Below are 26,838 nucleotides of genomic sequence, written 5' to 3' on the forward strand. Positions count from 1 at the left end.
CTTGGTGTTTTTTTATTATGACTCTAATTTTTTCGCGCGTTTTAATAATAAAATAAAGACAATGATAATGAACCCAAGTATAAGGAAGAAGCCATATTGTTTTACATAATCAATTACATCATCCGTAGTGGTTGGCTTGTCGACGTGAATGCCGTCTTTATTAGTAGTAATATGAATATCTTTCATTTTTACTTCATTCGTTTCTTTTTGTAAATTAATCCACTCTACGTTTGGAATGCTTTCAAGTTCCTTTAATACTTCTTTTAATGGTTGAACGCCTAAGTAAGGATGATAGAATGCACCGATAATTCCATTAGATAGTTTTGTGATAGATAAAGCGCGTTCTTTCATTTTGGCAATATCTTGTGGCTTACCTTCTTCAATAAAACCAACCGTTTCAGGCATTAATTTCATCCCATGTAAAAACGATGGTGTACTCGTATAAGCTGGTGAATGCATAGATTTCCAAGTTGCATCGTTTAGTTGTAGTTGTCCTACATAAGTAGAGAAATATTGAGAAAGTACTTCGTATCCTTTTTGAGACATTGTATAGTGTGGAGCTTCAAAAGCAACTGGATACAGTTTAGCTTTTACAAGCTCTGTAATCCCTTTTTCAATATGTTCTTTAATATACTTTTCTTCAAAAGCCTTTCCGTTTTCTACGTATTTATTATAGTCCTCTGTAGATTGAAAATCGTCTTTTGTTTTTGGCTTTTCATGGTTCGGTTGGCGAATTGGTTGATCAGTTTTTACATCCCAAAATTCAAAACCTTCTCCAGTTTCACTATCATAAAATTGATGGGTGTAACCATGCATAACGATAGAGCCGCCATTATCTTGCATAAATTGTAAAACATCAATTAATTCAGAGTTATCATTTAAATGTACTGTTTTTCCTGTGTCTGGATCTTTGTAAACAGGGATAACAGTAATCATATAAGGAAGCTCTTTCTCTTTTAGTAATTCAGCGATTTCTTTTAATTGCTTTACATCTGCAGCTGGATGAACGTCTTCAAGACGTAAATAAGCTGAAGTTTTATTTGTTTTAGGTTTTTGTCCGAAATAAGAAAATAACATTTCACCGACGTAATGAGACATCCAATCAAAAAGGTTTGGAGTTGCAACATAATAAGATGTTCCTTGCTGAATGATTAATGGGTGGGTTCCATTTGAACTGAAAGCATTAGCAAGAACTGTTCCATTTGTATCAAGCGTTTGAATTAACCGTTCTTCTTCTAATATGTTTTTCAGCTTATATGCTGGATATTCAATTTTATTAACTCGTACATCATCATTTCTCAATGTAATGAAAGAAAAACGATTAGATAATTGTTCAACATTTTGTCCTAAAACTAATACTGGACCTGAGAAGTTTTCTAGAAATTGTTTTGCTGCAATAGAAAAATCTTCTTTTTTCTCTCCGATATAAACAATATGTGTATAAGGTGATGATTCGGTATCTTCCTTTACTTCCTTCAAACTTTTTACTGTTATATCATTTGTAAAATGTCCTAACTGAGTATTAAGGATTTGTATATTATTTGTAATTTTATCGTCTTCTGTACTATACAAAATAAGTACTTTTGGTTTTGATGACGTTTGTGCAGAGGTGTGTATAGGGATGAGTAGTAAAATGCTGAACAAGAATATTAGGCATTTTTTCATGTTGTATGCTCCTATTCTATATATGTAATTCAATTTACAATTATATACAAAAAAATAATTATAGTCTATGTAAGTTACATTTTTGCACGTATTTATCATATGTTTTTTCACAAAATCGGTCTAAAGCATGATGATAATAGGTACAATTATTTGCTATGATTAAAGAGTAAGAGAGTGATAGAGTGTGGGTAATTGTAAAGGGAAGGCTGAAAGGGGACAAATTTCAGCGGAGAAAGAGGTAGAGGTAGTGAAGAAATTCTTTGTAGGATTTTTAGTTGTTCTTGGAGTATATTTATATTTCCAAGGTAAGTCTGAAGGAATGGGTAAGCTAATGAATGAGACAAGCTATGTTGATTCAGAGGAAGCAAAACAGATGAAACAGATCATTATAGAGGAAGCAAAGAAAGTAAATCTTCCGGAATGGATACCTCTTACAATTGCCGAACATGAAAGTAGGTTAAATCCAAGAAGCGTTGGAGATAACGGGACTTCATTTGGATTGTTTCAATTACATCGCGGTGGTGGGCTTGCGCCAGATCATTTAACGGATGAAGAGTTGAAAGATCCACGTACAAATGCACAAATTGCAATGCCGCATTTAATGAAAGGGTACAAACGTGGGGTGCAAAAAGGTTTGACTGATTTTGCATTACTAAAATATATAGCGAATACATCTGGATGGCCAGGAAATTTAGGACCAGAGTGGACGGATAACAATATGAAGTATAACGTCGGATTAGAGGATGTATACTATCGAAATAAAGGCGTAATAAAAGAGTAGGTTTTCTATACCTACTCTGTTTTTTTGAATAGTTTAATCCTTTTGTCTTGTGAAATACTGCGATAGTTGTATTTTCACATTTTCAAGTTTTGTAGAAACTTGCGGTATTTTATATCCTACATACAATGGTGAAACTACAAACCTGGGAACAACTTTACAAATGATTTTTCCGTTCAGGTGATAGAAGAATAAATTATAACTACTACACCCTTTATGGAAATCCGTTAATATGTAACATACAGTTTGCTGAATGTAATTTGCCATTTCATCTATAAATGAAATATCTTCAATGATGATGTTAAATTCAGTAAAACCGATAATGGGACGCTCTGAAATATTAAGTTCAATGCGCTCGTTTTTTTGTACAATTACCCCTTGGAAATTTTCCTTCTCTACGTTTTCTAGATAGTCTACATATTTCATTCCGATGATTTGCATATGTGCATGATGCAAACTTCCGCCTGAAAATGGGCCGTGATTTTTATATAAAATAACGGATGTGAATTCATTACTTTCCTGTAAGTCTAACCAATGTTTAATGGAGAAACGAATTAGTGATCTCATATGTTCTTCTGTATATGTTGCGATATGATCATCACAATTATCGGTTTCGATTAGCACAGTTTGAAATGTATCTTTTAATGTAGGGAATTTATTTTTTAACCAAATAATAGAGCCCTCGGTTGCTAAAATATCAGTTAAATTTTCTCTGTCGCAAAAAGGACAAGCAGCGCTTCTGTTACGAATGCTTTCTGGTTTTTGTTTGCCGATATCATTCAAAAAATAAAGTTGTTGTGTATCCATTTCTCTATACCCCTTTAAAATGTGTGTAAAACTGCCGTCTAATACATTCGGGAAAGGGAGGGGGAAATCCTTTAAAGGAAACAGAGCAAAAAATAAAAGACAAGATATCCTCATTACAATAGGGTACCTTGTCTTTTATTTTTTCTTTAATAATGTGTATGGATAATATAGAGTATTTTCATTTTGTTTCTTTTTTCTATTTTTCATTGTGTATAAAGCAATTGCTGTACTTGCGATTACAATAATGGCTTTCTTCATATTCATATACCCCTTTTTATTGTTCATTTAATTCTTGGCTAACTGCTTTCGCATCAACTAAAGCATGCAAGATCATTTTTACCATGTTCATCATATCTCTTCACTCCTTTTTATAGTTCGTTTAGTTCTTTTACAACTGCTTGTCCGTTCACTAATACCTCAAAGATTGCTTTTACGATTTCTTTCATCATGATTGTTTCCTCCTTTATTTGTCTCTCTTGTTTACATCTTTATTGTATAGGGAGGCATCTTTTCGTACTATCGCTTTCCATTACGTGAACATAACAGTTTTGTAAGATTTGATGTCACTTATTGAAATGTTTAGTCTATCTTCATTATTTTCAGAAAAATGACTATTCAAACATGAAATGGGAAAGTATAATAAAGAAGTAAGTATTAAATTCCGTACGAAAGGAGTGAATGAGATGAAATGTTCTTTAGCTACGCGCGCAAAATTTTTAGATTATATCTATATTTGTCGTGCGATTTTTCATGATGTAGTTGTTAACGGGATACGTATGCCCTTTTTTAACAATTGCATAGTAGCTATTGAACGATAGAAATCTCTTCACCCATTTTTGATAAAACGTGTGAAAAGGGAGCTATTTAGCTTCCTTTTTCTATGCCAAAAACCATGGGGAACGTTTCTTTCCCATGGTTTTTTATATTGAAAGGAGTACGGAAAATGACAATTTGTAGCGTGAACAATATAACGAAATCCTTTGGTGGAAACATCATATTTGAAAATATATCGCTTGAAATAAAAAATGGTGAACGTGTTGGTTTAGTTGGTCGTAACGGAAGTGGGAAGACGACGATCTTTCAGCTTCTAACAGGGATGGAGAATGTGGATGTAGGAGCTATCCATATGAAGAAAGGAACACGTATTGGTCATGTGGCACAAATTCCAAAGTTTGATGATGGAATAACCGTATATGATGTATTAAGTTCTGCTTTTAAAGCAGAAAAGGAATTAGAAAGGGAAATGCATGCTTTAGAAAAGAATATGGCGGAAGAGATGGAAGCATTTGCTTTAGAAAAATTAATGGAGAGATACGGAGTAATTCAAGAAAGGTTTGCATTTCTCGGTGGTTACGAAATAGAAGCAAATATTATGAAGGTAGCAAATGGCCTACAAGTGACGGAACTATGCTCTCGATTATTTACGGAATTAAGCGGTGGTGAACAGACAAAGGTAAGCCTTGCGTATATGCTATTGCAGAAACCAGATTTACTTTTATTAGATGAACCAACAAATCATCTAGATTTATTTGCAGTTGAATGGTTAGAGCAGTTTTTAAAAGAATATGTTGGGACGGTCATGGTCATTTCGCATGATCGGTATTTTCTTGATGAAGTTGTAACGAAAATTTTAGATTTAGAGGATGGAGAAATTCACGTATATCATACGAACTATTCACAGTTTATTGAGGAAAAAGAAGAAAGGTTGCTTCAGGAATTTCAAGCTTATCAAGAACAACAAAAGAAAATAAAGAAAATGAAAGAAGCAATTAAGCGTCTACGTGAATGGGCAAATCAAGCGAATCCTCCGAATGAAGGATTGCATAAGAGAGCGAGAAATATGGAACGTGCATTAGAGCGTATAGAGAAATTAAAGAGACCGATTTTAGAACGAAAACAGATGGGACTTCAGTTTGAAGGGCAAGAGAGAAGCGGAAAAGATGTCGTTGTAATGAAAGAAGTTAGTAAAGGATTTGCTGACAGAGCTTTATTCGAGAAAGTAAATTTGCATATTCGTTTTCAGGAGCGCGCAGCTATCGTTGGACGTAATGGTACAGGAAAGACTACGTTATTAAAATTACTACTAGAAGAAATCCAGCAAGATGCTGGAGAAATTCGGATTGGTAGTAGTGTGAAAATCGGTTATTTATCGCAGCATGCGTATGGGAATATGAAGAACAATGTACTGGAAGCTTTCAGAGAATGTGTAGCTGTAACAGAGGGAGAAGCAAGACACATATTAGCTCGATTTTTATTTTATGGTCCAGCTGTTTTTAAGAAAGTCACGCAACTTAGTGGTGGAGAAAAAATGAGGTTAAGGCTCGCGCAACTTATGTATCAAGACATCAATTTTTTAATTTTAGATGAGCCGACAAACCATCTTGATATTGAATCAAGGGAAGTTTTAGAGGAAGCACTTGAACAATATAATGGGACGATTTTAACTGTTTCACATGATCGTTATTTCTTAAATAAATTATTTGAAAAGACATATTGGATTGATGAGCACAAATTATTTGAGTTTGCAGGGAATTATGCATGGGCTCGTCAAAAGTGGGAAGAAAGAATTGAGAAACAAGTAGTGAAACAGAAGCAGCAAGGGAGTAAAGCGTTAGAAGTGATACCTATAAAAAAGCAGGAGTCTAGAAATTTAGAGAAAGTTGAAAACGAGTTAATGCATATAGAAGAAGATATATATGCACTTGAATGTAGAATGGAAAATGTAGTCGATGTTGAAATGCTTGAACAATTGTATGAAGAAAAAACGAAAAAAGAGTTGTTACGAGCAGATTTATATAATGAGTTAGAGAATATTGTGGAGTAAGGAAATTAGAATGAAAAAGAGCAAGTTGTTTTCTCATATTTTGAGGGAGGGCTTGCTCCTTTTTTGTATAATGAAGAGATAAAAATTGGTATAATTTTCTTATTGTGATGATAAGAAAATGAGCTTTATGCTACGGAAACGTGAGGGGAATTTTATGCTAGGATACGCGCGGATTGCTACAATCGTCATGATTTGTTTAGTTTACGCAAATCATGTTTCACGTGAAACAGCAAATTTACAAATTTTTGTCGGCATTGCACTTTTCATTTATATTGTGAATCATATTTTACTTGTAAAAGAAAAAGGGGGTAGGAAACTCGTTTTTTATACCTTGATCGCAAACGGTATTGTCACAGCATTATTAGGATTTTTATTTCCCGAGACATGTTTGTATTTAATTATATTTGGAATTGATGCGATAGGATTATTTATTCATGGTTGGCGTAAAAGTACGACTTATTTTTTTATCGCTTTTTTCTTTCTTTGTTGGTTTATAAATATAATGCATACGTACCAACATACAGGGAGTCTGGAATTGGAGAGTAATGCAATTAACTTTATGTTCATCGTTTTCAGTGCTTTAGCTGGAAACTTAATAAAAAAACTTACAGCTGCTCGGCAAATGGTAGATGAGCAATATGGGAAATTAGCATTATCTCATACAGCTTTAAAAGAAGCACATGAACAATTACGGCTATATGCTAAAGAGGTGGAAGAATTGACTGCCGTTCGGGAGCGGAATGATATTGCCCGAGAAATTCATGATACAGTTGGTCATAATATGACAGCTTTACTTGTTCAGTTACAACTAGCGGAGACTTTATGGAAACAAAAATCGGACGCTACGGAAGAGGTTTTACATACATGTCATGGGTTAGCTAGAAAATCACTTCAAGAAGTGAGAACTTCTGTGCATGCCTTAAAAGAGGAAAGTAAACTAGGGAACATAATAGAGAATATGCGTGAAATGTTACATGGATATTCTAAAGCGACGAAAGTACAAGTATCTTTTCAATTACAAGGGGATCCGGTTGTGATTCCGTTGTCACTACAGCCTACGTTACTTCGTATTATGCAAGAGTCTTTAACGAATGCAAAACGTCACGGGAAAGCTAGTTTATGTGAAGTAAGTTTAGTTTGTTCAGTGGAACAAGTTAAGTTATGTATTTCGGATAATGGTATGGGAGTCAATGAAGTAAGCCCTGGGTTTGGGTTACTTAATATGAAAGAACGTGTAGAGGAGCATGGTGGAATCATTCAATTTGAGAGTGAAATAGAAAAAGGTTTTCGCCTAAAAATCGAATTCCCGCTCCGAGAAAAAACATGGATAATAGGGGGAGCGTTATGATTCGAATTATGATTGTTGATGATCAATCACTGATTCGTGATGGATTGGCAATGATATTAAATTTACGTCCGGAACTGGAAGTGGTGGGGACGGCTAGTGATGGGGATGAAGTCGTACAAAAGGTGAAACAATTACAGCCTGAAATTATTTTGATGGATATTCGGATGCCTCGTATGAATGGTGTTGAAGGAACTCGTTTAGTTAGAGAAAAGTTTCCTCATATAAAGGTTCTTATGTTAACGACTTTTAGTGATAGTGAGCTTATTTTTGAAGCATTAGAGCAAGGAGCGAGCGGATATTTATTGAAGGACATGGAGACGGATGCAATCGTTCAAGCTATTTTAACGGTACACGGTGGAGGCGCTGTGCTTCCTCAAGATATAACAGCGCAAATTGTAAAGGAATTAAAAAAGACAAAAGTAGCAGTAGAGTGCCCCCCACCAGAACAACTAGAACAATTAACTGAGCGTGAAGTAGATGTTTTAAGGGAAATTGGGCTTGGCTTAAATAATAAAGAGATTGCTGAAAAGTTATTCATTACAGAGGGAACTGTAAAAAATCACGTTTCTAATTTAATTAGTAAGCTCGAACTGAGAGATCGAACACAAGCAGCAATATACGCAGTAAGATATGGTGTTACGACATACACATGACTTTTGGCATATATAAGTGTGAAAAAGCAGCAAAATTTGCTGCTTTTTTTATTTTGTATTTCTATCTCAAGACTGATGGAGAGAAGAAGAAATTTTTCTACAATGAAAGTGTAGATGAATGCAAAGGGGCTGAATCAATATGTTAGTCATTGATCATATTACGAAATCATTTGGCAAGAAGGAAGTTGTAAAGAGTGTTTCTTTTGAAGTGAAAAAGGGTGAAACATTTGGATTACTTGGTCCAAATGGAGCGGGGAAGTCAACGACGATATCAATGATTTGCGGGTTAATTCCATACGATAGTGGTGATATAAAAGTTGGTGGGAAATCTGTAAAAGAGTATCCATTAGAAGCAAAAAAGAAAATCGGTATTGTCCCGCAAGACATTGCGCTGTATCCGACACTTTCAGCAAAGGAAAATTTGATTTTTTGGGGAAAGATGTACGGTTTAAATGGAAAAGCTGCAAAGGAGCGGGCAGAGGAAGTGTTAGCTTACGTCGGTTTACAGGATCGGGGAAAAGATAAAATTGAAACATTTTCAGGTGGAATGAAAAGGCGTATTAATATTGGTGCAGCACTTATGCACGAACCAGAGTTATTAATTATGGATGAACCGACAGTCGGGATTGATCCGCAATCGAGAAATCATATTTTAGAGACGGTTAAAAAATTAAATGAAAAAGGTATGACGGTCATTTATACGAGTCATTACATGGAAGAAGTTGAGTATTTATGTGAGCGAATTGCCATCGTTGATCACGGAAAGGTAATTGCACTAGGAACGAAAAGAGAGTTATGCAATCGTCTGACAGACGGGTTTATAGTGAAATTACAATTAAATCGTTATAGTACGGAACTGCTACAAAAGTTGAAAGCACTACCTGTTGTTGAGCGTATTATTTTTGACGAAGATAATAGCACGATTGACATTGGACTAAATGGTGGCGAGGCAATTGGCACAGTTGTGTCAGTAGTTGTTGAGAACAACGCTCAAATTTTAAAACTTGAAGTGCAAGAACCGAATTTAGAGGCACTCTTTTTACAATTAACAGGACGTTCACTGCGTGATTAAGGAGGTTAGTGCGAGATGAAAAGTTTCATTATTGCATGGAAAGATTTAAAAATCCGTTTAATTGATCGCCGCGGATTTATGATGATGATACTTATGCCGCTTTTATTAACAGCGATTTTAGGTTCAGCGTTAAGTAATGTATTTGATAGTGGTGGACTACCGAAAACAGTAATTGGCTATTATCAAGGGGGAGCGGATGAGTTTGCAGATGTCTTTCAAAAAGATGTATTGCAGTCTAAGGAAATAAAAGATGATGTGAAAGTAAAGGTAGTTAACTCCCAGGTAGAGCTTGAAGATATGTTAAAGGAAAAGAAAATCGATGTAGGAATTGTCATCCCAAATAAATGGAGCGAACAAGTACAAGATGGAAAATTAAAAGAACCAAAGGTGCTTATAGACCCATCAAAAGATATACAAGCAAAAATTGCCGAGTCAATAATCCACTCTTTTTCAGAACGTGTTCAAACAGTCGCAGTATCTACTAAAAGTGTTGTAACAGAATTAGCAAAATCTCAGCAGGGTGATGTAGCACAAGTTGCAAAAGAGGTAAGTGGAAGTCTACAGACGATAGCAACTACAAGTGCGGATAACATTGAAAGAGGAACGATAGGTAAAAAAACAGTTGCGGCGATGCAATATTATGCAGCAGCGATGTTAGTCATGTTTTTACTATATAACATAACAGTAGGTGCAAAGTCAGTTGTAACAGAACAACGAACTGAAACGTTGGCGCGTTTGTTTAGTACACCGACGAGCTCATTTTCAATTTTATTCGGGAAGTTTTTAGGTACATTACTATTTGCCTGTATACAATTTGGAATATTTATAGTTGCTACACACTTTATGTTTCATGTGGAATGGGGCGAAGACGTGTCTCAACTAGTAGTGTTGGGAATTTCTTATGCAATTTGTGTTTCTGGTTTATCTATGTTAATTGCGGCCTTTATTCGTGAGGAAAAAACGGCAGATTTAATGGGGGGAATGGGTATTCAAATACTGGCTATATTAGGGGGATCAATGTTACCGATTTACGTATTTCCCGATACACTTCAAACAGTTGCGAACATTGCTCCGAATAAATGGGCACTTACGAGCTTCTTAAATATTATGTCGGGAACATCTTGGGATGTGCTGCTTCCTGTTATTTTAAGTTTATGTAGTGCAGGAATTATCTCCGTTATGATTGGAACGTTACGTTTACGTACGAGATAGGAGGGGAAATGATGAAGAAGGTTTGGGCGCTTTGTTGGCTAGAATTAAAACAAATTTTAATTAAGCCACAAAGTTATATACTCATGTTTGGAATGCCTATTATTTTTACACTCATTTTCGGCGGGCTTTTAGGTGGAAGTGGGAGTGCGAAAGTAAATATTAGTTTAGTAGATAAAGATGGTTCTGTATTATCTAGCAAGTATTACGAGGAAATAAAGAAAAGTGATTTAATTTCTATAGAGAAGGTAACGTATGAGGAAGGGAAACAGAGGATTGAAAACAAGAAATCATCTGGTATAATCATCATCCCGAAGGATTTTCAAAAGAGTATGCTAGATAGAAAGGTAGAAAATATTCAATTTCAAGCTAGTGCTGATTTTACTGGTGGAACTTCTGTAGAGCAAGTATTAGCAAGTGCATTAAAAAAGATGGAGATAGAAGTTAGTGCAGCAAGAGATTTTGAGAAGAAAAGTAACACTTCGTGGGAAACGATGTATGAAACAATTTATACAAAAGTAGATCCTGTTTCGATTCAAAAAGAATCGATTTTACATGATGATCAAAAGTTAAATAACGTTACAGGGCGAGCTGCAGGTTTTTCAATTCTATTCGTCATGATTGTCATGTTAAGTGCGACGGGAACTATTTTGAAAGCTAGACAACTTGGTGTTTGGTCTCGTTTATTAGGAGCGCCAGTTTCAAAAGTTCAAATACTAGCAGGATATATCCTTTCCTTCTTTTTAATAGGGTGGATTCAATTTGGTGTTTTAATGATATTAACGCATTCATTATTTGATGTGCAGTGGGGAAATTTATTAGGGGTTATTACACTCGTTTCAGTATTGTTATTAGCCGTCATTGGTCTAGCTTTATTATTGGCAAGTATCGTAAAAACAACAGAACAGCAGTCCGCACTAGGTAATATCGTTGTAATTTCAACATGTATGATTAGTGGTCTTTATTGGCCAATCGAAATTGAGCCGGCATGGATGCAAGTGGCGGCAAATTTTGTTCCGCAAACGTGGGCGATGCGTGGCTTTACGGAGTTAATTGTAAGGGGAGGCACATTAGCAGATATAGGAGGATATATTGGTATACTCAGTTTATTTGCAGGAGTATTTTTCATAATTGGTTTAACAAGAATACGTTACGACTGAAAAAAAGAAAGCAGAGTTACAGCTTTAAGCGCTGAACTCTGCTTTCTTTTTGTGTATCGTCTTCTTTCATAGAGATAATAATTGCGATCCCTAACATAACGAAAAAAGCTAAAAAGAGGACGAACTTTGGGAAGAATGGGAATAGTAATAATGCCCCGACTATCATGATTGTTAATAACACATAGTGCAGGACATATTGGAATAGGTTGTCTATATTTTCGCCCCCTTTTTGGTAGTTAATTGTTATTATTCTATGCTGGGCTATTAGATAATAGAATAAATTTTTTGCTAAGTTTACCTAAATTAAAGATTAATCAATAATTTTTAAAAAATTCTTAAAAATATTTATATAGAAAGAATTGACAAAATATAGTGAACGATATAAGCTAATAACCATAAAGTCTACCGGAAAGGTCGGAATAAGATTGTTACCCCTCAAAAACATCTATTTTTTTGTGTTTAAAACCGACTTTTCCGATTGGCTATAAAATGTTGCTGTGGGAGGCATACATAAGGCAAGCAGTTCATAAAGTGTAATTATTAAAAAAAGTTAGGGTGGGGACAATGAAGACAAAGACAAAAAAATGGGCTGGTGTATTTTCAGTATTACTGAGTAGTTCGTTTGTGTTATCTGCTTGTGGGGGACAGGAAGATACGGCTTCTACAGAACCAGTTAAACAGCAAGATTTAAAGAATATAAAAATCGAAAAGATTGCTGCTACAGATAAGACGAAAGTACCTGATAAAGCAAAAAATCGAAAAGACACGTTAGTTGTTGGAATTAATAAACCAGGTGGTGTCTTTTTACCATACTTCCAGCAAAATGGTTGGGATGGAAACGTAACGTCTGTTATTTTTGCATCTCTTGTATCAACAGATAAACAAGGAAAACCAATTCCAGAATTAGCTGAGAAGTGGGATGTTTCCTCTGATCAGTTAACATATACATTCCATTTACGTAAGGATTTAAAATTTAGTGATGGTTCGCCATTAACAGCAGATGATGTAGCGTTCACATTGACGCTTTTACATGATAAGGCATATGAAGGTGAAATAGACATTTCTCAATATGCGGTTAAAGGTGGTAAAGAATATAAAGAAGGAAAAGCAACTTCTATTGAAGGCCTTCAAGTTATAGATCCACAGACAATTAAAATTACGACTGAAAAAGTTAACTCTCAAACACTAACTGCTTTAGGTGGTCCAGTGTTAGCAAAAGCTTATTATGGAAAAGACTATAAACAAAATACAAGTTTAGACTATTTAAAAGAGTTATATGGAAAACCGATAGCTGCGGGCCCATATAAATTCGAAAAGTATATTCCAGGCCAAGAAGTTCGATTTGTAGCAAATGAAAATTATTATGCAGGTAAACCGAAAATTCCAAACTTCATTTATAAAATTACTGCTGGTGATACGAAACTACAATTGTTCCAAACAGGCGAAGTTGACTACACTGGCCTAGGTACTGGTGATGAAATTCTTGAGCAGGCGAAAGGTTTACAATTCGCGAACATTCAAATCGAAACGGCGGCATCATTTAGTTATATTTATATGAATAATAATAAGCCGTATTTAAAGGATAAAAAGGTTCGCCAAGCACTTATTTACGGATTAGATCGTAAAAAGTATGTTGATACAGCATTAAAAGGATACGGTACGGTAGCTAATGTACCAATTCATCCAACTTCTTGGGCCTATACGGAAGAAGGGGTTAATAAATATGAATACGACAAAGAAAAAGCGAAAAAATTATTAGATGAAGCAGGATGGAAAGTTGGTTCGGATGGAGTGCGTGAAAAAGATGGTCAAAAATTAAAGCTTTCTTATTTCGGTCCAAGTTCGGCTAAAGATAGTGATTTATTAATTCCAATTGCGAAAGAGAATTATAAAGAGATAGGTGTAGAGTTTAATCCTGAATTTATGGACTTTAATACTATGCTTTCGAAGGTAAACAAAGGTGATTATGATTTGGCTTCTGTTTCGACACCGATTACAAGTGATCCAAGTGAAACAGCTGGTGAATATTTATCTGGTGTCAATGAGAAGAGTCTTGGTTATAAAAATGCGAAAGTAGATGAGCTAATTAAAAAAGGTATTGAGACAGTTGATATTGAAAAACGTAAACCGATTTATAAAGAATTATATAAAGAGTTAAGTGATGATCCACCAGTAATTCTATTAAACTATCGTAGAACAATTACTGGATACAACGGGAATATAAAAGGAATTGACCCTGAAAAATACAATAGTATTAGTGCAAACTTACCAGTATTATCTATTGAAAAATAACGATAAGAATGTATAAGTAGAAGACATTTTTTCATTCGGTTAGTAATGTACCGCTTTGAAAAAATGTTCTTCTATTTTAGGCATAAGATTGGAGAGAAAAAGGGTGAAAACATATATCGTTCGTAGGTTGTTACAAATGATTCCTACACTGTTGGGTACGTCAGTTATTATCTTTTTTTTGTTCGCGCTTCTTCCAGGGGATTATATTGATTCAAATCCAAAGATTACACCAGAAAGGGCAGCTGAACTTAGGGAATTATATGGATTAAATAAGCCAATCGTTGAGCGTTATTTTCATTGGTTAGGTAATGCATTGCAAGGGGATTTTGGTTTTTCGCTTCAATATCAAGAACCTGTAACGTCATTATTAAATAAATTTATTTGGAATTCTTTTATTGTAGCGGCTATTGCATTGTTCTTTATTTGGCTAATTGCACTTATTATCGGTGTATTTTCCGCGACAAAGCAACATTCCTTATTTGATAAGCTTGTAACAATTGGTGTCTTTGCAGCGATGTCATTCCCTTCATTCTTTATCGGTTTGTTTTTAATTAAAGTGTTCGCGGTTGACTTTAAGTTATTACCGATAGGCGGAATGATTGATGTTGGGAGTAACTCAACTGGGATTACTTACATAATAGAAGTTGCAAAGCATATGGTTTTACCAGTGTTTATTTTAACTCTTCTTGGAGTAGGTTCATTAACTCGTTATTTTAGAACGAGTATGTTAGAGGTTGTGAGACAAGATTACATTCGAACGGCTAGAGCAAAAGGTTTAAAAGAGAAGACCGTTATTTATAAACATGCATTAAAAAATGCAATTTTACCGGCTATTACATTGCTTGCATTTGAGTTACCAGGATTGTTTTCAGGGGCAATTATTATTGAACAAATTTTCAACTGGCCAGGTATCGGTAATATTCAATTGGAAGCACTTAATTTCCGTGATTATACAGTATTAATGGCATTTACGATGTTTCTTTCTTGTTTGACAATTGTTTCAAACTTTTTAGCGGATGTTGTATATGCCGTTGTTGATCCACGTATTCGGTTGAAGTAAGGGGGGAGAGAGATGGAAACTGTTACAGCAATTACAGAGAAAAAAGCAAAAAAGAAAAGACGGAATGAATCATCGCCGTGGAGACAAGCTTTTAAAAGGATAAAGAAAAATAAAATGGCACTTATAGGGTTTTATGCATTAATTTTTATGTTTTTATTTTGTTTTATCGGTCCATTCTTTTCACCGTATGCATCAGGAAAAATACAAGTTACGCTAATTAACAAACCACCTAGCTTTTCTCATTGGCTTGGTACGGATCAATTAGGAAGAGATATTTTAACGAGGCTTATGCAGGCGGGACGGATTTCGTTAACAATTGGCTTAGCTTCAATGGTTTTATCAGTTATACTAGGTGCTTTATTAGGAGCTATTGCAGGTTTTTACCGTGGTATCGTCGACAATATTATAATGCGTCTTGCCGATATTTTAATGTCGATGCCAGGATTACCGTTACTTATTATAATGGGGGCTATTTTATCAGAATGGAAAGTACCATCTGATTATCGTCTTTATGTCATTATGATTATTTTAAGTTTAGTAGGTTGGCCAGGACTTGCTCGTCTCGTACGGGGTCAAATTTTATCGCTTCGAGAACAATCGTTTATGCAAGCTGCTGACGTGCTTGGGATAAAAGATTACCGGAAAATCGTATATCATTTAATCCCAAATGTTTTGCCAATATTAATTGTTGTATCAACATTAGGTGTTGCGGGTTCTATTTTAGGGGAGTCTGCACTAAGCTACCTAGGTCTTGGTGTCGTTCCACCTACACCATCGTGGGGGAATATGATTAGTGCAGCAAACTCATTAATCGATTTCCAAAAACGTCCGTGGTTATGGATTCCACCTGGTTTTGCAATCTTTATAACAGTCGTATCAATTAATTTACTTGGCGATGCACTTCGTGATGCATTAGATCCAAAGATGAAGCGGTAGGTGAGGAAGCATGAGTAAAGCAGTAGTAGAGCTAAAGGATTTACAAACACACTTTCAGACGGAAGAAGGTACAGTAAAGGCTGTCAATCATGTTAGCTTTTCAGTTCGAGAAGGTGAAACAGTTTGTGTAGTAGGCGAATCAGGTTGCGGAAAAAGTGTAACGGCCTTATCTATTATGGGACTTATTGCTGAATCTGGCGGCATCGTTGGTGGCGATATTCTTTATGAAGGAAAGAGCCTTTTAGGAATGAATGAGAAAGAACTTCGTAGTTTAAGAGGAAATGATATCGCGATGATTTTCCAAGAACCGATGACATCGCTTAATCCAGTCTTCACTGTTGGAGAGCAAATTGTTGAGACGTTAAGGGAGCATGAACTACTTAGCAAAAACGAAGCATACAAAAAAGCAATTGAATTAATTCGTAAAGTCGGTATAGCTCGTGCTGATGAAATTGTACATTCTTATCCTCACGAACTGAGCGGTGGAATGTTACAACGTATTATGATTGCTGTTGCGCTTAGTTGTAATCCAAAGTTATTAATTGCAGATGAACCGACAACAGCTCTTGATGTTACGATTCAAGCACAAATATTAGACTTATTAAGACAAGTAAAAGAGGAATTTAAAACGTCTATCTTATTAATTACACATGATCTAGGTGTTGTAGCGGAAATGGCCGATTACGTTGTTGTTATGTATGGTGGTAAAGTCATTGAAGAAGCGCCAGTAGTAGAGCTATTTCAAAATCCTAAACATCCATATACGAAAGGGTTGCTAAAATCAAAACCAGTAATGGGGAAACGAACAGATAAACTTTATTCTATTCCAGGGCAAGTTCCGAATTTAGTTGGCTTAGATGAGTTTTGTTACTTTAGCGGTCGTTGTGAGCATTGCATGGAAATATGCAAAAATGAAGCACCAAATCTGAATGTACATGATGAGAATCATAAAGTGGCTTGCTGGTTATATGAGGAGCGTGCGGAATAATGAGTGAACCATTATTAGAAGTGAAAAATTTAAAGACATATTTTCCGATTAAAGGCGGCGTATTTAGTAGAACGATTGGACATGTGAAAGCGGTAGATGGAGTAAGCTTTACAATCGATAAAGGAGAAGTGTTTGGCCTCGTAGGGGAATCTGGAAGTGGGAAAACGACGATAGGGAAAACAATTCTCCGTCTCGTTCAAAAAACAGAAGGTGAAGTGAAATTTAAAGGTCAAGATGTTCATAGTTTATCAAAAGAGGAACTAAGAAAGCATCGTCCTAATATGCAACTTGTCTTCCAAGACCCATTTAGTTCATTAAATCCAAGAATGAGAATTGGAGAAGCACTTGGGGAACCGATGTTGGCCCACGGACTAGCAACGAAAGAAAATGTCCGTGAAAAGGTGATAGAGGTACTGGAGTTATGTGGTTTAGCTCCGTATCATATTGACCGATATCCACACGAATTTTCTGGAGGACAACGTCAACGTATCGTTATTGCAAGGGCAATGGTATTAAATCCAGAATTTATTGTAGCTGATGAACCTGTTGCGGCATTAGATGTATCTATTCAAGCACAAATCATTAATTTGTTTAGTGAATTACAGGAGAAAAAGGGATTATCCTATTTATTCATTTCGCATGATTTAAGTGTTGTGGAGCATTTATGTACGAAAATTGGGATTATGTATTTAGGAACGATTGTGGAAACGGCGCCTCGTGATGAATTATTTGCAAATCCACTTCATCCGTATACAAAAGCATTGTTATCAGCTGTACCAATACCAGATCCAACGGTGAAACGAGAGCGAATTATTTTAGAGGGAGATATTCCAAGTCCAGCGAATCCACCTTCAGGTTGCCGTTTTCATACACGCTGCCCATTTGCAACAGAGGTTTGTAGAAAAGCTGTACCGGAATTTCGTAATGTTGGTGAAAATCATTTTGTTGCTTGTCATCATGTGTAAAAGAAAAGGACTCTTTCAAAATGTGAAAGAGCCCTTTTTTTATTTACTTGATGAAGTTTGTTTCAATACAAATTGCTCAATTGCGTGAGCAACACCGTTTTCATTATTCGTTAATGTAACAACGTCACATAATTTTTTTACGTCCTCTTCAGCATTACCCATTGCAACTGATAAGCCAGCTACTTGTAACATTGGCACATCATTAAAGTTATCACCGATTGCAACAGTATCTTCAATTGGTATATTGAAATAAGCTGCCATTTCTTGTAGTCCATTTCCTTTATGACCATGCTTATCCATAATTTCTACATTAGTAGGGGCTGATGCTGTAACTGAAATATCCGTATCTTCTTGTAAAGTTTGCAATAGCTGCGAACGATGGGCAGCATTAAATGTTAAAATGAAGAATTTAGATATTTCTAATTCTGGATTATTTATGACATCTTCTATTTTTTGGAAGTCGGTAATTAGGTTTGATTTCTTTTGTTTTTCTGTAATTCTTTCGAGATCCTCAAGTGTAACATCTAGTGTATGCTTGTTTTCTTCGAACGCTTGCATTACTTGGCCTTGCCATGTATAAGGAGAATAAACCCCTTTATTTGTGTACAACTTATATGGAAATCCTTCAGATTCTAGTAACTTTGCAAGCTTGTACACTTTATCGTTTTGTAAACAACGCGAGTTAATTACCTTTCCATCCACATAAATAATTGCCCCATTGCTTGCCCCAACTGGAAGAGAGAGTTGATATTCTTCCAATAGTTTTAAAGCATCCTCTTTTGCACGACCAGAACAAATCATTACAATATGACCGGCTTCTTTTGCAGTTTGGATAGCTTGTAAGTTCTCTTTGGAGATTTCAAGATTAGATGATAATAGTGTACCATCCATATCTAGTGCGATTAATTTCAAAATGACCACCTCTTTGTTTTCATTATACATAGTTATGAAAAGGAAACATATATACACGGCTTGAGTAAATTTTCCTATTTATATAGTTAAGAATGATTTTGTAACAAAACTAAGTAGATATAATGCTATATTTCTATTTGTAACTGTAATATTACATTAATATTACAAACATGTAAGTGTTGAAAAACGCTATAAATAAAGGTTTTTAGGATGTTCTGATAAAAAACGTAAAAAAAATGTAATAAAAATCACGTAATTATATTGCAACGTAATAATAGTTATGTTACATTAATGTTACAAACGTTACGTAATTAATTTTAATGTAACGTTAACATAAAAACTATGAACTAATCATTTCTTAGAAATTACATATAGATAACTTATAAAAAAGGAGAATGAATAATATGAACAACGAGCAAGTATTAAATGTAACAAAAGGTGACTTCTTAGGATCAGCAAGCGGAGCGGTAGTATTAACAGCATTAATCGTATTTCTATCAAGCGTATTAGTATAATAGAAGTTTTATAACGAAATAAGAGAAGGGAGAATGAAAATTATGAACAACGAGCAAGTATTAAATGTAACAAAAGGTGACTTCTTAGGATCAGCAAGCGGAGCAGTAGTATTAACAGCATTAATCGTATTTCTATCAAGCGTATTAGTATAATAGAAGTTTTGTAATAAAAATAAGAGAAGGGAGAATGAAAATTATGAACAACGAGCAAGTATTAAACGTAACAAAAGGTGACTTCTTAGGATCGGCAAGCGGAGCAGTAGTATTAACAGCATTAATCGTATTTCTATCAAGCGTATTAGTATAATAGAAGTTTTGTAATAAAAATAAGAGAAGGGAGAATGAAAATTATGAACAACGAGCAAGTATTAAACGTAACAAAAGGTGACTTCTTAGGATCGGCAAGCGGAGCGGTAGTATTAACAGCATTAATCGTATTTCTATCAAGCGTATTAGTATAATAAAAGTTTTGTAACAAAAACAAGAGAAGGGAGAATGAGGAATATGAACAAGGAACAAGTATTACAGGTAACAAAAAGGGATGTTTTAGGATCAGCAAGTGGAGCAGCCGTATTGACAGCGTTTATTGTATTCCTTACAAATGTATTAGTATGATGAATATTGATAACAATAAGTTTTTATACACCTTACGTACCATTATTCTAAAAAAATAAAGACTCTAGCATATTAGTAAATAGTTAATATGTTGGGGTCTTTTTATTTTCCTCCCATATATCCTCTCAAGTATTGATATTATCCCCTTATCCCGCATTAACTGCCCGTAAAAGCCCGATTGGTGTGGGCTAATAATCAGTGGGGGATGAACAAAACCCCGACTGACTAAAGTTTCATTTTATTTTAAAGAGAAAAAAGTCGAATTTTATATGTAAGAAAAAAAGAGGAATTTGACAGAAAAGATAGAAAATTTTAAAAGTCAGAATTCGTTAGCTTGCTAACTAATTTCTATCAATTAATGTTGGAAGCGTTTTCGGTTAGGTTTAAGTATGGACCATTTAATCTATTTACAGGGGGATGAGGAATTTATGAAACAAAAATCTATGGATACGCTAGCTGCACAAATGGAGGATTTTTTTCCGGTACGTGATGTAGATCATATTGAATTTTACGTAGGAAATGCAAAGCAATCGAGCTATTATCTTGCGAGAGCATTTGGATTCAAAATTGTAGCTTATTCGGGATTAGAAACAGGAAACCGTGAAAAGGTATCTTATGTTCTTGTGCAAAAAAATATGCGTTTTGTTGTGTCTGGAGCTTTAAGTAGCGATAATCGCATTGCAGAGTTTGTAAAGACCCACGGTGATGGAGTAAAGGATGTGGCCCTTCTTGTTGATGATGTTGATAAAGCGTACTCTGAAGCGGTAAAACGTGGTGCTGTTGCAATTGCTCCTCCTGAAGAGTTAACAGATGAGGAAGGTACATTGAAAAAAGCAGTTATTGGTACGTATGGTGATACAATTCATACGCTTGTAGAGCGTAAAAATTATAAAGGAACATTTATGCCGGGATTTCAAAAGGTAGAGTTTAATCTTCCATTTGAAGAGTCAGGTTTAATTGCTGTAGATCATGTCGTTGGTAATGTTGAAAAAATGGAAGAATGGGTTAGCTATTACGAGAACGTCATGGGATTTAAACAAATGATTCACTTTGATGATGACGATATTAGCACAGAGTATTCGGCATTAATGTCAAAAGTTATGACGAATGGAAGCCGTATTAAGTTTCCGATTAATGAACCAGCAGACGGAAAAAGAAAATCACAAATTCAAGAATATCTAGAGTTCTATAACGGAGCGGGTGTACAGCATCTTGCTTTATTAACAAGTGACATTGTAAAAACAATTGAAGTGCTTCGTGCAAATGGCGTGGAGTTTTTAGATACGCCAGATACGTATTACGATGAGTTAACAGCACGTGTTGGGAAAATTGATGAAGAAATTGATAAATTAAAAGAATTGAAGATTTTAGTAGACCGTGATGAAGAAGGTTATTTATTACAAATCTTTACGAAACCAATTGTAGATCGTCCAACTTTATTTATTGAAATCATCCAACGTAAAGGTTCTCGTGGATTTGGTGAAGGGAACTTTAAAGCTTTATTCGAATCAATTGAAAGAGAACAAGAGCGTCGCGGGAATTTATAAAATTTATATCCACCAGCAAGAATTCCTTTGTTGGTGGAAATTTCATTTTTCATAGGGAGGAATCATGATGAAATTTGTTACATTTCGTCTCCCTTCGAAAGAAATGCGAGCTGGCTGGCTTGAAGGTGACAAAGTAATCGATATGAATCTTGCTAGTGATGGGAAATTACCTTCCTCTATGCTCGCCTTTTTAGAGAAAGCGGATGAGTATGTAGAAGTAGTGCGTAATATTAAAAATCCAGAAAAGGGTATATATCCTTTAGAGGAAGTACAACTGGCAGCGGTGATTCCTAATCCGAGTAGCATTCGAGATTTTTATGCCTTTGAACAGCATGTAAAAACAGCCCGCGGGAGAAGAGGGTTAGATGTTATACCTGAATGGTATGATATCCCGGTTTTTTATTTTACTAACCACCGTGCTGTTATTGGACCAGATGATTTTGTTACTGGTCCAAAGAAGTCTCAAAAGCTTGATTACGAGTTAGAGATTGCTTGTGTAATTGGAAAAGAAGGACGCAATATTTCTCGTGAGAAAGCGGAGGAATATATTTTTGGTTATTGTATTATGAACGACTGGAGTGCAAGAGACTTACAAGCGACAGAGATGAAAGTGGGGCTCGGTCCAGCGAAAGGGAAAGACTTTGCAACTTCATTAGGAGCGTATCTCGTTACGAAAGAGGAATTAGACGTTTATCGTAACGGTGATCGTTATGATTTAGAGATGACTGCTCATGTAAATGGGCGATTGTTATCAAAGGGGAATTTCCAAGATATTTACTATACATTTGCTGAAATGATTGAACGTGCTTCGGAAGATGTTACGTTATATCCAGGAGATGTTATCGGGTCTGGAACAGTAGGAACAGGCTGTATTTTAGAGCTTGGTACGGAAGAGTGGTTGCAAGATGGTGATGTTGTAGAACTTACGATTACTGGTTTAGGTACATTACGTAATACGGTAAAAAAAGAAATGGAAGCAGGTGATGGGCATGTATTATCGTCACATGGGGGAGCTACCTCATAAACGACATGTACAATTTCGTAAAAAAGATGGATCACTTTATCGTGAGCAGGTAATGGGGACAAAAGGTTTTTCTGGTACGCAGTCTATTTTGTATCATCATTATATGCCAACAGAAGTAGGACATGCAGCATTATCCCATTCTTGTCAGTTACAGTATGAAGAGGATGTTGCTCTTGCTCATCGTCATTTTCGCACGAAAGAAAATAAAAAAACTGGCGATGCAATAAGTGGGAGGAATTTCATACTTGGGAATGAAGACTTGTTAATTGGAGTAGTAAGTCCAACGGAAAAAATGGATTATTTCTACCGTAATGGTGATGGCGATGAAATGTTATTCGTTCATTATGGAACAGGGAAAATTGAGACGATGTTTGGAACGATTCACTATAGAAAAGGTGATTATGTAACGATTCCAATTGGAACAATTTATCGTGTCATTCCAGATGAAGGAGAGACTAAGTTTCTTGTTGTAGAGGCAAATAGCCAAATTACAACACCACATCGCTACCGCAATGAATATGGGCAATTGTTAGAACATAGTCCGTTTTGTGAAAGAGATATTCGTGGTCCGGAGAAATTGGAGACATATGATGAAAAAGGTGAGTTTGTCGTAATGACAAAGTCCAGAGGATATATGCATAAGCATGTTTTAGGGCACCACCCGTTAGATGTTGTTGGATGGGATGGATATTTATATCCGTGGGTCTTTAATGTAGAGGATTTTGAACCAATTACAGGTCGTATTCATCAACCGCCGCCAGTACATCAAACGTTCGAAGGACATAATTTTGTTATTTGCTCTTTCGTACCACGTTTATATGATTATCATCCAGAATCAATTCCGGCACCATATTATCATAGTAATGTGAATAGTGATGAAGTACTTTATTATGTAGAAGGTAACTTTATGAGCCGAAAAGGTGTAGAGGAAGGTTCTATTACGCTTCATCCAAGCGGGATTCCGCATGGGCCACATCCAGGGAAAACAGAAGCGAGTATAGGGAAGAAAGAGACACTTGAACTGGCTGTTATGATAGATACATTCCGTCCGCTTCGTATTGTAAAACAAGCACATGAGACGGAAGATGAAAAGTACATGTATAGCTGGATTGAAGAAGGTTCATATACTGTGAAATAAGTAAAAAGAGGCATGCTCAATAAAGGAGCATGCCTCTTTTTTGGAATCGACATGTATAATAATACCAAAAAAAATTATGAAAAGATATATAGATGTGATCTCGTGTTTTTTTTTTATATTTGTCGAATTTTTCTTTGTAATAGACGATAGTCTTCTATTTAGAAAGAATGACAAAAATAATTAATTGTATATTCTGAAATATTTCGGCTTATTTCGACAAAAGTATTGACTGTAAAAAGCGTTATGAGTAAAATGAAAATGCGAATTAAAAATTTTCAGAAAATTTAAAACTTGGAGGAGCATGCTATGAAGCAAATTTTTCAAAAGAAGCCTATTGCAAAGCTAATGCAAGAAAGTAAGCAAAAGACATTAGCAAGAACATTGGGCGCATTGGATTTAACGATGCTTGGCATTGGGGCAATTGTTGGAACTGGTATTTTTGTTCTAACAGGCGTGGTAGCAGCAAAACATTCTGGACCAGCTATTATATTATCATTTGCGATAGCCGCGCTAGCTTGTGCATTTGCTGCATTTTGTTATGCTGAATTTGCTTCTTCAGTTCCTGTCTCGGGCAGTGTGTATACGTATACGTACGCGACGATGGGGGAAGTATTCGCATTTTTAATTGGATGGGATTTAATGCTTGAGTATTTACTAGCTACCTCTGCTGTAGCAAATGGGTGGTCCGCCTATTTTCAATCTTTATTAAAAGGATTTGGGATTCACATTCCAACTATTCTCTCCTCCGCACCTGGTACAGGAAAGGGTGGAATAATTGATCTACCCGCAGTTCTAATTATTCTAATCATGACAGCTCTTTTATCTAGAGGTGTTCGTGAGAGTGCACGAGTAAATAACATTATGGTATTTATTAAAATAGCAGTTGTTCTTATCTTTATCTTTGCTGGTTTTAATTATGTAAAACCTGAAAATTGGACACCTTTTATGCCGTTTGGTTTAGATGGTGTAATGGCTGGAGCTGCTACAGTATTCTTCGCATTCATAGGATTTGATGCAGTTTCAACAGCTGCAGAAGAAGTGAAACGGCCACAACGTGATTTACCAATCGGCATTATCGCATCGTTATTAATTTGTACAGTTCTTTATATCGTTGTTTCGCTTATTCTGACAGGGATTGTTCCATACGGACAGCTAAATATATCAGATCCAGTTGCCTTTGCACTTCAATTTATTGGACAAGATAGTTTAGCGGGAGTAATTTCAGTAGGAGCAATCACAGGAATTACAACTGTAATGCTAGTTATGATGTATGGGCAAGTTCGTGTTTCCTATGCGATGAGCCGAGATGGGCTGTTGCCAAAGCGCCTTGCTAAAGTCCATCCGAAATTTAAAACACCATTTTTAAATACATGGACAACTGGAATTATTGCAGCACTTATTTCAGGATTAATAGATTTAAATGTTTTAGCACACCTTGTAAATATGGGGACATTGTCAGCCTTTGCACTTGTAGCAGTTGCAGTTATTGTCATGAGAAGAACTCACCCTGATTTACCAAGGGCATTTAAGGCGCCGCTCGTACCATTTTTACCAGCATTAACGGTAATTTTTTGTTTATACTTAATGCTTCAGTTATCCGGAACAGCATGGATTAGTTTTGGAGTATGGATGGTTATTGGTATAGCAGTTTACTTTTTATATAGCCGAAAGCATAGCGCTTTAAATAATGATAATAAAGAAGAAGATGTAGCAAATTTATAAGTGGAAAAATCCATTCTAATTCTATTAGAATGGATTTTTTGTTTTGAAAATTTACATTTTTCTGAATATGTTATAAGATAATTGTTGGCAAATTAAAGGGGTGGAAATATGAAAAACACATGGCGTGAGCTAAGGGAGATGGATCGTAACGTATGGATTCGATTTATCGGTGAGACATTGAATGGAATTGCGATGATGATGTTGATGCCGTTTTTTGCATTATATTTAAAAGATAAGGTAGATTCTTTACTGCAAGTTGGTGTTATTATGGCGCTTTCTCCAATTGCCGCAAGCTTTGGCTCGCTTATAGGAGGAAGAATTGCGGATATATATGGAAGAAAGCCGATTATGATATTTTCGATGGCAAGTAATGCATTATTAATGCTCGGTTTTTTATTTATAGAAGGATTTATCCCGTACGCCATTTTATCTATTTTTTTAGGGTTAAGTAATTCTCTATTTCATCCAGCGGCATCAGCAATGGTTGCGGATGTAACTGCGCCAGAAAAAAGAACAGAAGCATATGGTTTATTACGAATGGGACACAATATTGGAGCTGCAATTGGGCCGATAATGGGAGCATCGGTAGTTGTTTTATCGAAGAACCTCGTGTTTATTATTGCTTCGTCTGCTATGCTGTTTTATGCACTACTTATGTTAGTACTTATTAAAGAAACAATGCCGAAAATTACGGAAGTAACGGAAAGAAATAAAGAGAAGGAATCCGGAGCAGTTTGGAAAATTTTAATGAGAGATAAGGCGTTAATGATTTATTTGTTAGCGGGTATTATTATTTCTATGGGATTTTCTCAAACAGAAGGCATGTTACCGCTTCACTTTGATAACGAAATGAAGAATATTTTTGGAGCTAACAATCCATACCCATATTTAATGGCATTAAATGGTCTATTAGTTGTGTTGTTTCAGTTCCAAATATCGAAATGGGCGACAGATAAACCTGTCGGAAAGACGATGTTATATGGTGCGTGTTTGTTCGGGATTGGTTTGTTTTTTATAGGGTGGTTACCGAAGTGGTTTGGGGAATTTGATACAAATACTACAATTATTTTAATGACGTTAATGTTCGTTTATGCAATATATACGTTAGGTGAGATGATTATGTCGCCTGTACAGATGACATTTGTAGCGAATTTAGCACCCGAGCATTTGAGAGGAACTTATATGGGAGCGGCGAGTTTGCAGTGGATTACAGGAAGTGCATTCGGTCCACTTCTTGGAGGTTTTTTATTAGATCGATTACTTGGTCATTTTTTATTTACAATTTTAGGTGTAGGATGTGTAGTTGCAGGTATTGTATATGTTTCTTTAGACCGTCTTGTTGAGCAGAGGCAAAAAGAAACATTTACAAAACAGTCTTCTTAATAAAATGAAACTGTAATCAGTGTTTTTTCATTCTCCACAAATGGTGGGATAATATAGATGACATACACAAAAAGTGGATTTCTACATATTTTAGGTACATAACTAGATCAAATTGCAATCTTACTTTAAAGTTTAATTTTGTTTAGTCATGTAGAAAATTAGGTAGGAAAAGTGTAGAAAACCAATAAGTGGTGTCTTTTAATTATTTGTGGAAGTTACATTTTA

At 35.5% G+C, this 26,838-nt stretch carries 28 protein-coding genes; 23 read left to right on the top strand and 5 right to left on the bottom strand.

The features are described from left to right. Positions 1–15: 15 nt before the first annotated feature. On the bottom strand, positions 16–1,665 hold the full coding sequence (locus VK90_RS25580) for a DUF2334 domain-containing protein (protein WP_048376263.1): 1,650 nt from the start codon (positions 1,663–1,665) through the stop codon (positions 16–18). A 247-nt stretch (positions 1,666–1,912) separates the two neighbouring features. Between VK90_RS25580 and VK90_RS25585 the strand changes: the two genes are divergently transcribed. Next, positions 1,913–2,446, top strand: coding sequence for a transglycosylase SLT domain-containing protein (locus VK90_RS25585; protein WP_025151075.1), 534 nt, complete (start codon positions 1,913–1,915; stop codon positions 2,444–2,446). A 33-nt stretch (positions 2,447–2,479) separates the two neighbouring features. Here the strand turns inward: VK90_RS25585 and VK90_RS25590 are convergent, their stop codons facing one another. Together VK90_RS25590 and VK90_RS29995 are read right to left on the bottom strand one after the other, a co-directional pair. Continuing rightward, on the bottom strand, positions 2,480–3,250 hold the full coding sequence (locus VK90_RS25590; protein WP_029953137.1) for a DUF4931 domain-containing protein: 771 nt from the start codon (positions 3,248–3,250) through the stop codon (positions 2,480–2,482). 135 nt (positions 3,251–3,385) lie between these two features. Further along, complete coding sequence (locus VK90_RS29995; RefSeq protein ID WP_002175366.1) at positions 3,386–3,514, bottom strand: hypothetical protein; 129 nt, start codon at positions 3,512–3,514, stop codon at positions 3,386–3,388. A 419-nt stretch (positions 3,515–3,933) separates the two neighbouring features. Here VK90_RS29995 and VK90_RS30405 point away from each other — a divergent pair, with 419 nt between their 5' ends. The 7 genes from VK90_RS30405 (at position 3,934) to VK90_RS25625 (ending at position 11,516) form a co-directional block, all read left to right on the top strand. Further along, positions 3,934–4,068 carry an RAxF-45 family protein gene (locus VK90_RS30405; RefSeq protein WP_002139888.1) on the top strand — a complete coding sequence of 45 codons (135 nt, stop codon included), beginning with the start codon at positions 3,934–3,936 and terminating at the stop codon, positions 4,066–4,068. A gap of 74 nt (positions 4,069–4,142) precedes the next feature. Then, a complete protein-coding gene (gene abc-f / locus VK90_RS25600; protein ID WP_156185491.1) occupies positions 4,143–6,074 on the top strand; it encodes a ribosomal protection-like ABC-F family protein in 1,932 nt (643 codons plus the stop codon). Between the two features lie 154 nt (positions 6,075–6,228). Beyond that, a complete protein-coding gene (locus VK90_RS25605; protein WP_048376267.1) occupies positions 6,229–7,422 on the top strand; it encodes a sensor histidine kinase in 1,194 nt (397 codons plus the stop codon). Then, positions 7,419–8,075 carry a response regulator gene (locus tag VK90_RS25610; protein WP_002175363.1) on the top strand — a complete coding sequence of 219 codons (657 nt, stop codon included), beginning with the start codon at positions 7,419–7,421 and terminating at the stop codon, positions 8,073–8,075. Before VK90_RS25605 ends, VK90_RS25610 begins: the two co-directional genes overlap by 4 nt. 139 nt (positions 8,076–8,214) lie before the next feature. Continuing rightward, the gene (locus VK90_RS25615) at positions 8,215–9,147 is read left to right on the top strand and encodes an ABC transporter ATP-binding protein (protein WP_048376270.1); all 933 of its coding nucleotides are present in this window, start codon (positions 8,215–8,217) and stop codon (positions 9,145–9,147) included. Between the two features lie 15 nt (positions 9,148–9,162). Further along, on the top strand, positions 9,163–10,359 hold the full coding sequence (locus tag VK90_RS25620) for an ABC transporter permease (RefSeq protein ID WP_048376272.1): 1,197 nt from the start codon (positions 9,163–9,165) through the stop codon (positions 10,357–10,359). An 11-nt stretch (positions 10,360–10,370) separates the two neighbouring features. Further along, on the top strand, positions 10,371–11,516 hold the full coding sequence (locus VK90_RS25625) for an ABC transporter permease (protein ID WP_048376275.1): 1,146 nt from the start codon (positions 10,371–10,373) through the stop codon (positions 11,514–11,516). A 16-nt stretch (positions 11,517–11,532) separates the two neighbouring features. Here VK90_RS25625 and VK90_RS27750 read toward each other — a convergent pair whose 3' ends face one another. Continuing rightward, the gene (locus tag VK90_RS27750) at positions 11,533–11,730 is read right to left on the bottom strand and encodes a hypothetical protein (protein WP_033719971.1); all 198 of its coding nucleotides are present in this window, start codon (positions 11,728–11,730) and stop codon (positions 11,533–11,535) included. A 350-nt stretch (positions 11,731–12,080) separates the two neighbouring features. Here VK90_RS27750 and VK90_RS25630 point away from each other — a divergent pair, with 350 nt between their 5' ends. The 5 genes from VK90_RS25630 to VK90_RS25650 all read left to right on the top strand — a co-directional run bounded on the left by VK90_RS25630 (position 12,081) and on the right by VK90_RS25650 (position 17,757). Next, positions 12,081–13,808, top strand: coding sequence for an ABC transporter substrate-binding protein (locus tag VK90_RS25630; protein ID WP_048376277.1), 1,728 nt, complete (start codon positions 12,081–12,083; stop codon positions 13,806–13,808). Between the two features lie 103 nt (positions 13,809–13,911). After that, positions 13,912–14,868: an ABC transporter permease gene (locus VK90_RS25635; protein ID WP_048376279.1), complete on the top strand. Its 957-nt coding sequence runs from the start codon at positions 13,912–13,914 to the stop codon at positions 14,866–14,868. A 12-nt stretch (positions 14,869–14,880) separates the two neighbouring features. Continuing rightward, the gene (opp4C, locus tag VK90_RS25640) at positions 14,881–15,804 is read left to right on the top strand and encodes an oligopeptide ABC transporter permease (protein ID WP_025151084.1); all 924 of its coding nucleotides are present in this window, start codon (positions 14,881–14,883) and stop codon (positions 15,802–15,804) included. Between the two features lie 10 nt (positions 15,805–15,814). Then, entirely contained in the window at positions 15,815–16,792 is a 978-nt protein-coding gene (locus tag VK90_RS25645) for an ABC transporter ATP-binding protein (RefSeq protein ID WP_048376280.1), read from the top strand. Beyond that, on the top strand, positions 16,792–17,757 hold the full coding sequence (locus VK90_RS25650; protein WP_048376282.1) for an ABC transporter ATP-binding protein: 966 nt from the start codon (positions 16,792–16,794) through the stop codon (positions 17,755–17,757). Before VK90_RS25645 ends, VK90_RS25650 begins: the two co-directional genes overlap by 1 nt. A gap of 39 nt (positions 17,758–17,796) precedes the next feature. Here VK90_RS25650 and VK90_RS25655 read toward each other — a convergent pair whose 3' ends face one another. Beyond that, positions 17,797–18,669 (bottom strand): Cof-type HAD-IIB family hydrolase, encoded by an 873-nt coding sequence (locus VK90_RS25655; protein ID WP_048376284.1) that lies wholly within the window; start codon positions 18,667–18,669, stop codon positions 17,797–17,799. Positions 18,670–19,073: 404 nt separating this feature from the next. Here VK90_RS25655 and VK90_RS25660 point away from each other — a divergent pair, with 404 nt between their 5' ends. From VK90_RS25660 to VK90_RS25705, 10 genes are all read left to right on the top strand, one after another. Further along, positions 19,074–19,184 (top strand): DUF3948 family protein, encoded by a 111-nt coding sequence (locus VK90_RS25660; protein ID WP_001058532.1) that lies wholly within the window; start codon positions 19,074–19,076, stop codon positions 19,182–19,184. Between the two features lie 33 nt (positions 19,185–19,217). Further along, positions 19,218–19,337 carry a DUF3948 family protein gene (locus VK90_RS25665; protein WP_002074222.1) on the top strand — a complete coding sequence of 40 codons (120 nt, stop codon included), beginning with the start codon at positions 19,218–19,220 and terminating at the stop codon, positions 19,335–19,337. Positions 19,338–19,371: 34 nt separating this feature from the next. Beyond that, entirely contained in the window at positions 19,372–19,491 is a 120-nt protein-coding gene (locus VK90_RS25670; RefSeq protein WP_002074222.1) for a DUF3948 family protein, read from the top strand. Positions 19,492–19,534: 43 nt separating this feature from the next. Beyond that, the gene (locus VK90_RS25675) at positions 19,535–19,645 is read left to right on the top strand and encodes a DUF3948 family protein (RefSeq protein WP_001058532.1); all 111 of its coding nucleotides are present in this window, start codon (positions 19,535–19,537) and stop codon (positions 19,643–19,645) included. A gap of 34 nt (positions 19,646–19,679) precedes the next feature. Beyond that, positions 19,680–19,799 carry a DUF3948 family protein gene (locus tag VK90_RS25680; protein ID WP_048376287.1) on the top strand — a complete coding sequence of 40 codons (120 nt, stop codon included), beginning with the start codon at positions 19,680–19,682 and terminating at the stop codon, positions 19,797–19,799. Positions 19,800–20,227: 428 nt separating this feature from the next. Next, on the top strand, positions 20,228–21,346 hold the full coding sequence (gene hppD, locus VK90_RS25685; RefSeq protein WP_025151089.1) for a 4-hydroxyphenylpyruvate dioxygenase: 1,119 nt from the start codon (positions 20,228–20,230) through the stop codon (positions 21,344–21,346). A gap of 67 nt (positions 21,347–21,413) precedes the next feature. Next, on the top strand, positions 21,414–22,370 hold the full coding sequence (locus tag VK90_RS25690; protein WP_048376289.1) for a fumarylacetoacetate hydrolase family protein: 957 nt from the start codon (positions 21,414–21,416) through the stop codon (positions 22,368–22,370). Next, a complete protein-coding gene (locus VK90_RS25695) occupies positions 22,336–23,508 on the top strand; it encodes a homogentisate 1,2-dioxygenase (RefSeq protein WP_002175347.1) in 1,173 nt (390 codons plus the stop codon). Before VK90_RS25690 ends, VK90_RS25695 begins: the two co-directional genes overlap by 35 nt. 306 nt (positions 23,509–23,814) lie before the next feature. Continuing rightward, entirely contained in the window at positions 23,815–25,230 is a 1,416-nt protein-coding gene (locus tag VK90_RS25700) for an amino acid permease (RefSeq protein ID WP_048376291.1), read from the top strand. 108 nt (positions 25,231–25,338) lie between these two features. After that, positions 25,339–26,613: an MDR family MFS transporter gene (locus VK90_RS25705; protein WP_048376293.1), complete on the top strand. Its 1,275-nt coding sequence runs from the start codon at positions 25,339–25,341 to the stop codon at positions 26,611–26,613. Positions 26,614–26,838 lie beyond the last annotated feature (225 nt).

Source organism: Bacillus sp. LK2 (assembly GCF_001043575.1).
GTDB classification, from domain to species: Bacteria; Bacillota; Bacilli; order Bacillales; family Bacillaceae_G; genus Bacillus_A; species Bacillus_A paramycoides.

What these genes read in the sequence shown, in the direction of transcription:
- VK90_RS25580 (WP_048376263.1), bottom strand. Translation starts at nt 1,665, where the DNA reads ATGAAAAAATGCCTAATATTCTTGTTCAGCATTTTACTACTCATCCCT.
- VK90_RS25590 (WP_029953137.1), bottom strand. Translation starts at nt 3,250, where the DNA reads ATGGATACACAACAACTTTATTTTTTGAATGATATCGGCAAACAAAAA.
- VK90_RS29995 (WP_002175366.1), bottom strand. Translation starts at nt 3,514, where the DNA reads ATGAATATGAAGAAAGCCATTATTGTAATCGCAAGTACAGCAATTGCT.
- VK90_RS30405 (WP_002139888.1), top strand. Translation starts at nt 3,934, where the DNA reads ATGAAATGTTCTTTAGCTACGCGCGCAAAATTTTTAGATTATATCTAT.
- abc-f (WP_156185491.1), top strand. Translation starts at nt 4,143, where the DNA reads ATGGGGAACGTTTCTTTCCCATGGTTTTTTATATTGAAAGGAGTACGG.
- VK90_RS25605 (WP_048376267.1), top strand. Translation starts at nt 6,229, where the DNA reads ATGCTAGGATACGCGCGGATTGCTACAATCGTCATGATTTGTTTAGTT.
- VK90_RS25610 (WP_002175363.1), top strand. Translation starts at nt 7,419, where the DNA reads ATGATTCGAATTATGATTGTTGATGATCAATCACTGATTCGTGATGGA.
- VK90_RS25615 (WP_048376270.1), top strand. Translation starts at nt 8,215, where the DNA reads ATGTTAGTCATTGATCATATTACGAAATCATTTGGCAAGAAGGAAGTT.
- VK90_RS25620 (WP_048376272.1), top strand. Translation starts at nt 9,163, where the DNA reads ATGAAAAGTTTCATTATTGCATGGAAAGATTTAAAAATCCGTTTAATT.
- VK90_RS25625 (WP_048376275.1), top strand. Translation starts at nt 10,371, where the DNA reads ATGAAGAAGGTTTGGGCGCTTTGTTGGCTAGAATTAAAACAAATTTTA.
- VK90_RS25630 (WP_048376277.1), top strand. Translation starts at nt 12,081, where the DNA reads ATGAAGACAAAGACAAAAAAATGGGCTGGTGTATTTTCAGTATTACTG.
- opp4C (WP_025151084.1), top strand. Translation starts at nt 14,881, where the DNA reads ATGGAAACTGTTACAGCAATTACAGAGAAAAAAGCAAAAAAGAAAAGA.
- VK90_RS25645 (WP_048376280.1), top strand. Translation starts at nt 15,815, where the DNA reads ATGAGTAAAGCAGTAGTAGAGCTAAAGGATTTACAAACACACTTTCAG.
- VK90_RS25650 (WP_048376282.1), top strand. Translation starts at nt 16,792, where the DNA reads ATGAGTGAACCATTATTAGAAGTGAAAAATTTAAAGACATATTTTCCG.
- VK90_RS25660 (WP_001058532.1), top strand. Translation starts at nt 19,074, where the DNA reads ATGAACAACGAGCAAGTATTAAATGTAACAAAAGGTGACTTCTTAGGA.
- VK90_RS25665 (WP_002074222.1), top strand. Translation starts at nt 19,218, where the DNA reads ATGAAAATTATGAACAACGAGCAAGTATTAAATGTAACAAAAGGTGAC.
- VK90_RS25670 (WP_002074222.1), top strand. Translation starts at nt 19,372, where the DNA reads ATGAAAATTATGAACAACGAGCAAGTATTAAACGTAACAAAAGGTGAC.
- VK90_RS25675 (WP_001058532.1), top strand. Translation starts at nt 19,535, where the DNA reads ATGAACAACGAGCAAGTATTAAACGTAACAAAAGGTGACTTCTTAGGA.
- VK90_RS25680 (WP_048376287.1), top strand. Translation starts at nt 19,680, where the DNA reads ATGAGGAATATGAACAAGGAACAAGTATTACAGGTAACAAAAAGGGAT.
- hppD (WP_025151089.1), top strand. Translation starts at nt 20,228, where the DNA reads ATGAAACAAAAATCTATGGATACGCTAGCTGCACAAATGGAGGATTTT.
- VK90_RS25690 (WP_048376289.1), top strand. Translation starts at nt 21,414, where the DNA reads ATGAAATTTGTTACATTTCGTCTCCCTTCGAAAGAAATGCGAGCTGGC.
- VK90_RS25695 (WP_002175347.1), top strand. Translation starts at nt 22,336, where the DNA reads ATGTATTATCGTCACATGGGGGAGCTACCTCATAAACGACATGTACAA.
- VK90_RS25700 (WP_048376291.1), top strand. Translation starts at nt 23,815, where the DNA reads ATGAAGCAAATTTTTCAAAAGAAGCCTATTGCAAAGCTAATGCAAGAA.
- VK90_RS25705 (WP_048376293.1), top strand. Translation starts at nt 25,339, where the DNA reads ATGAAAAACACATGGCGTGAGCTAAGGGAGATGGATCGTAACGTATGG.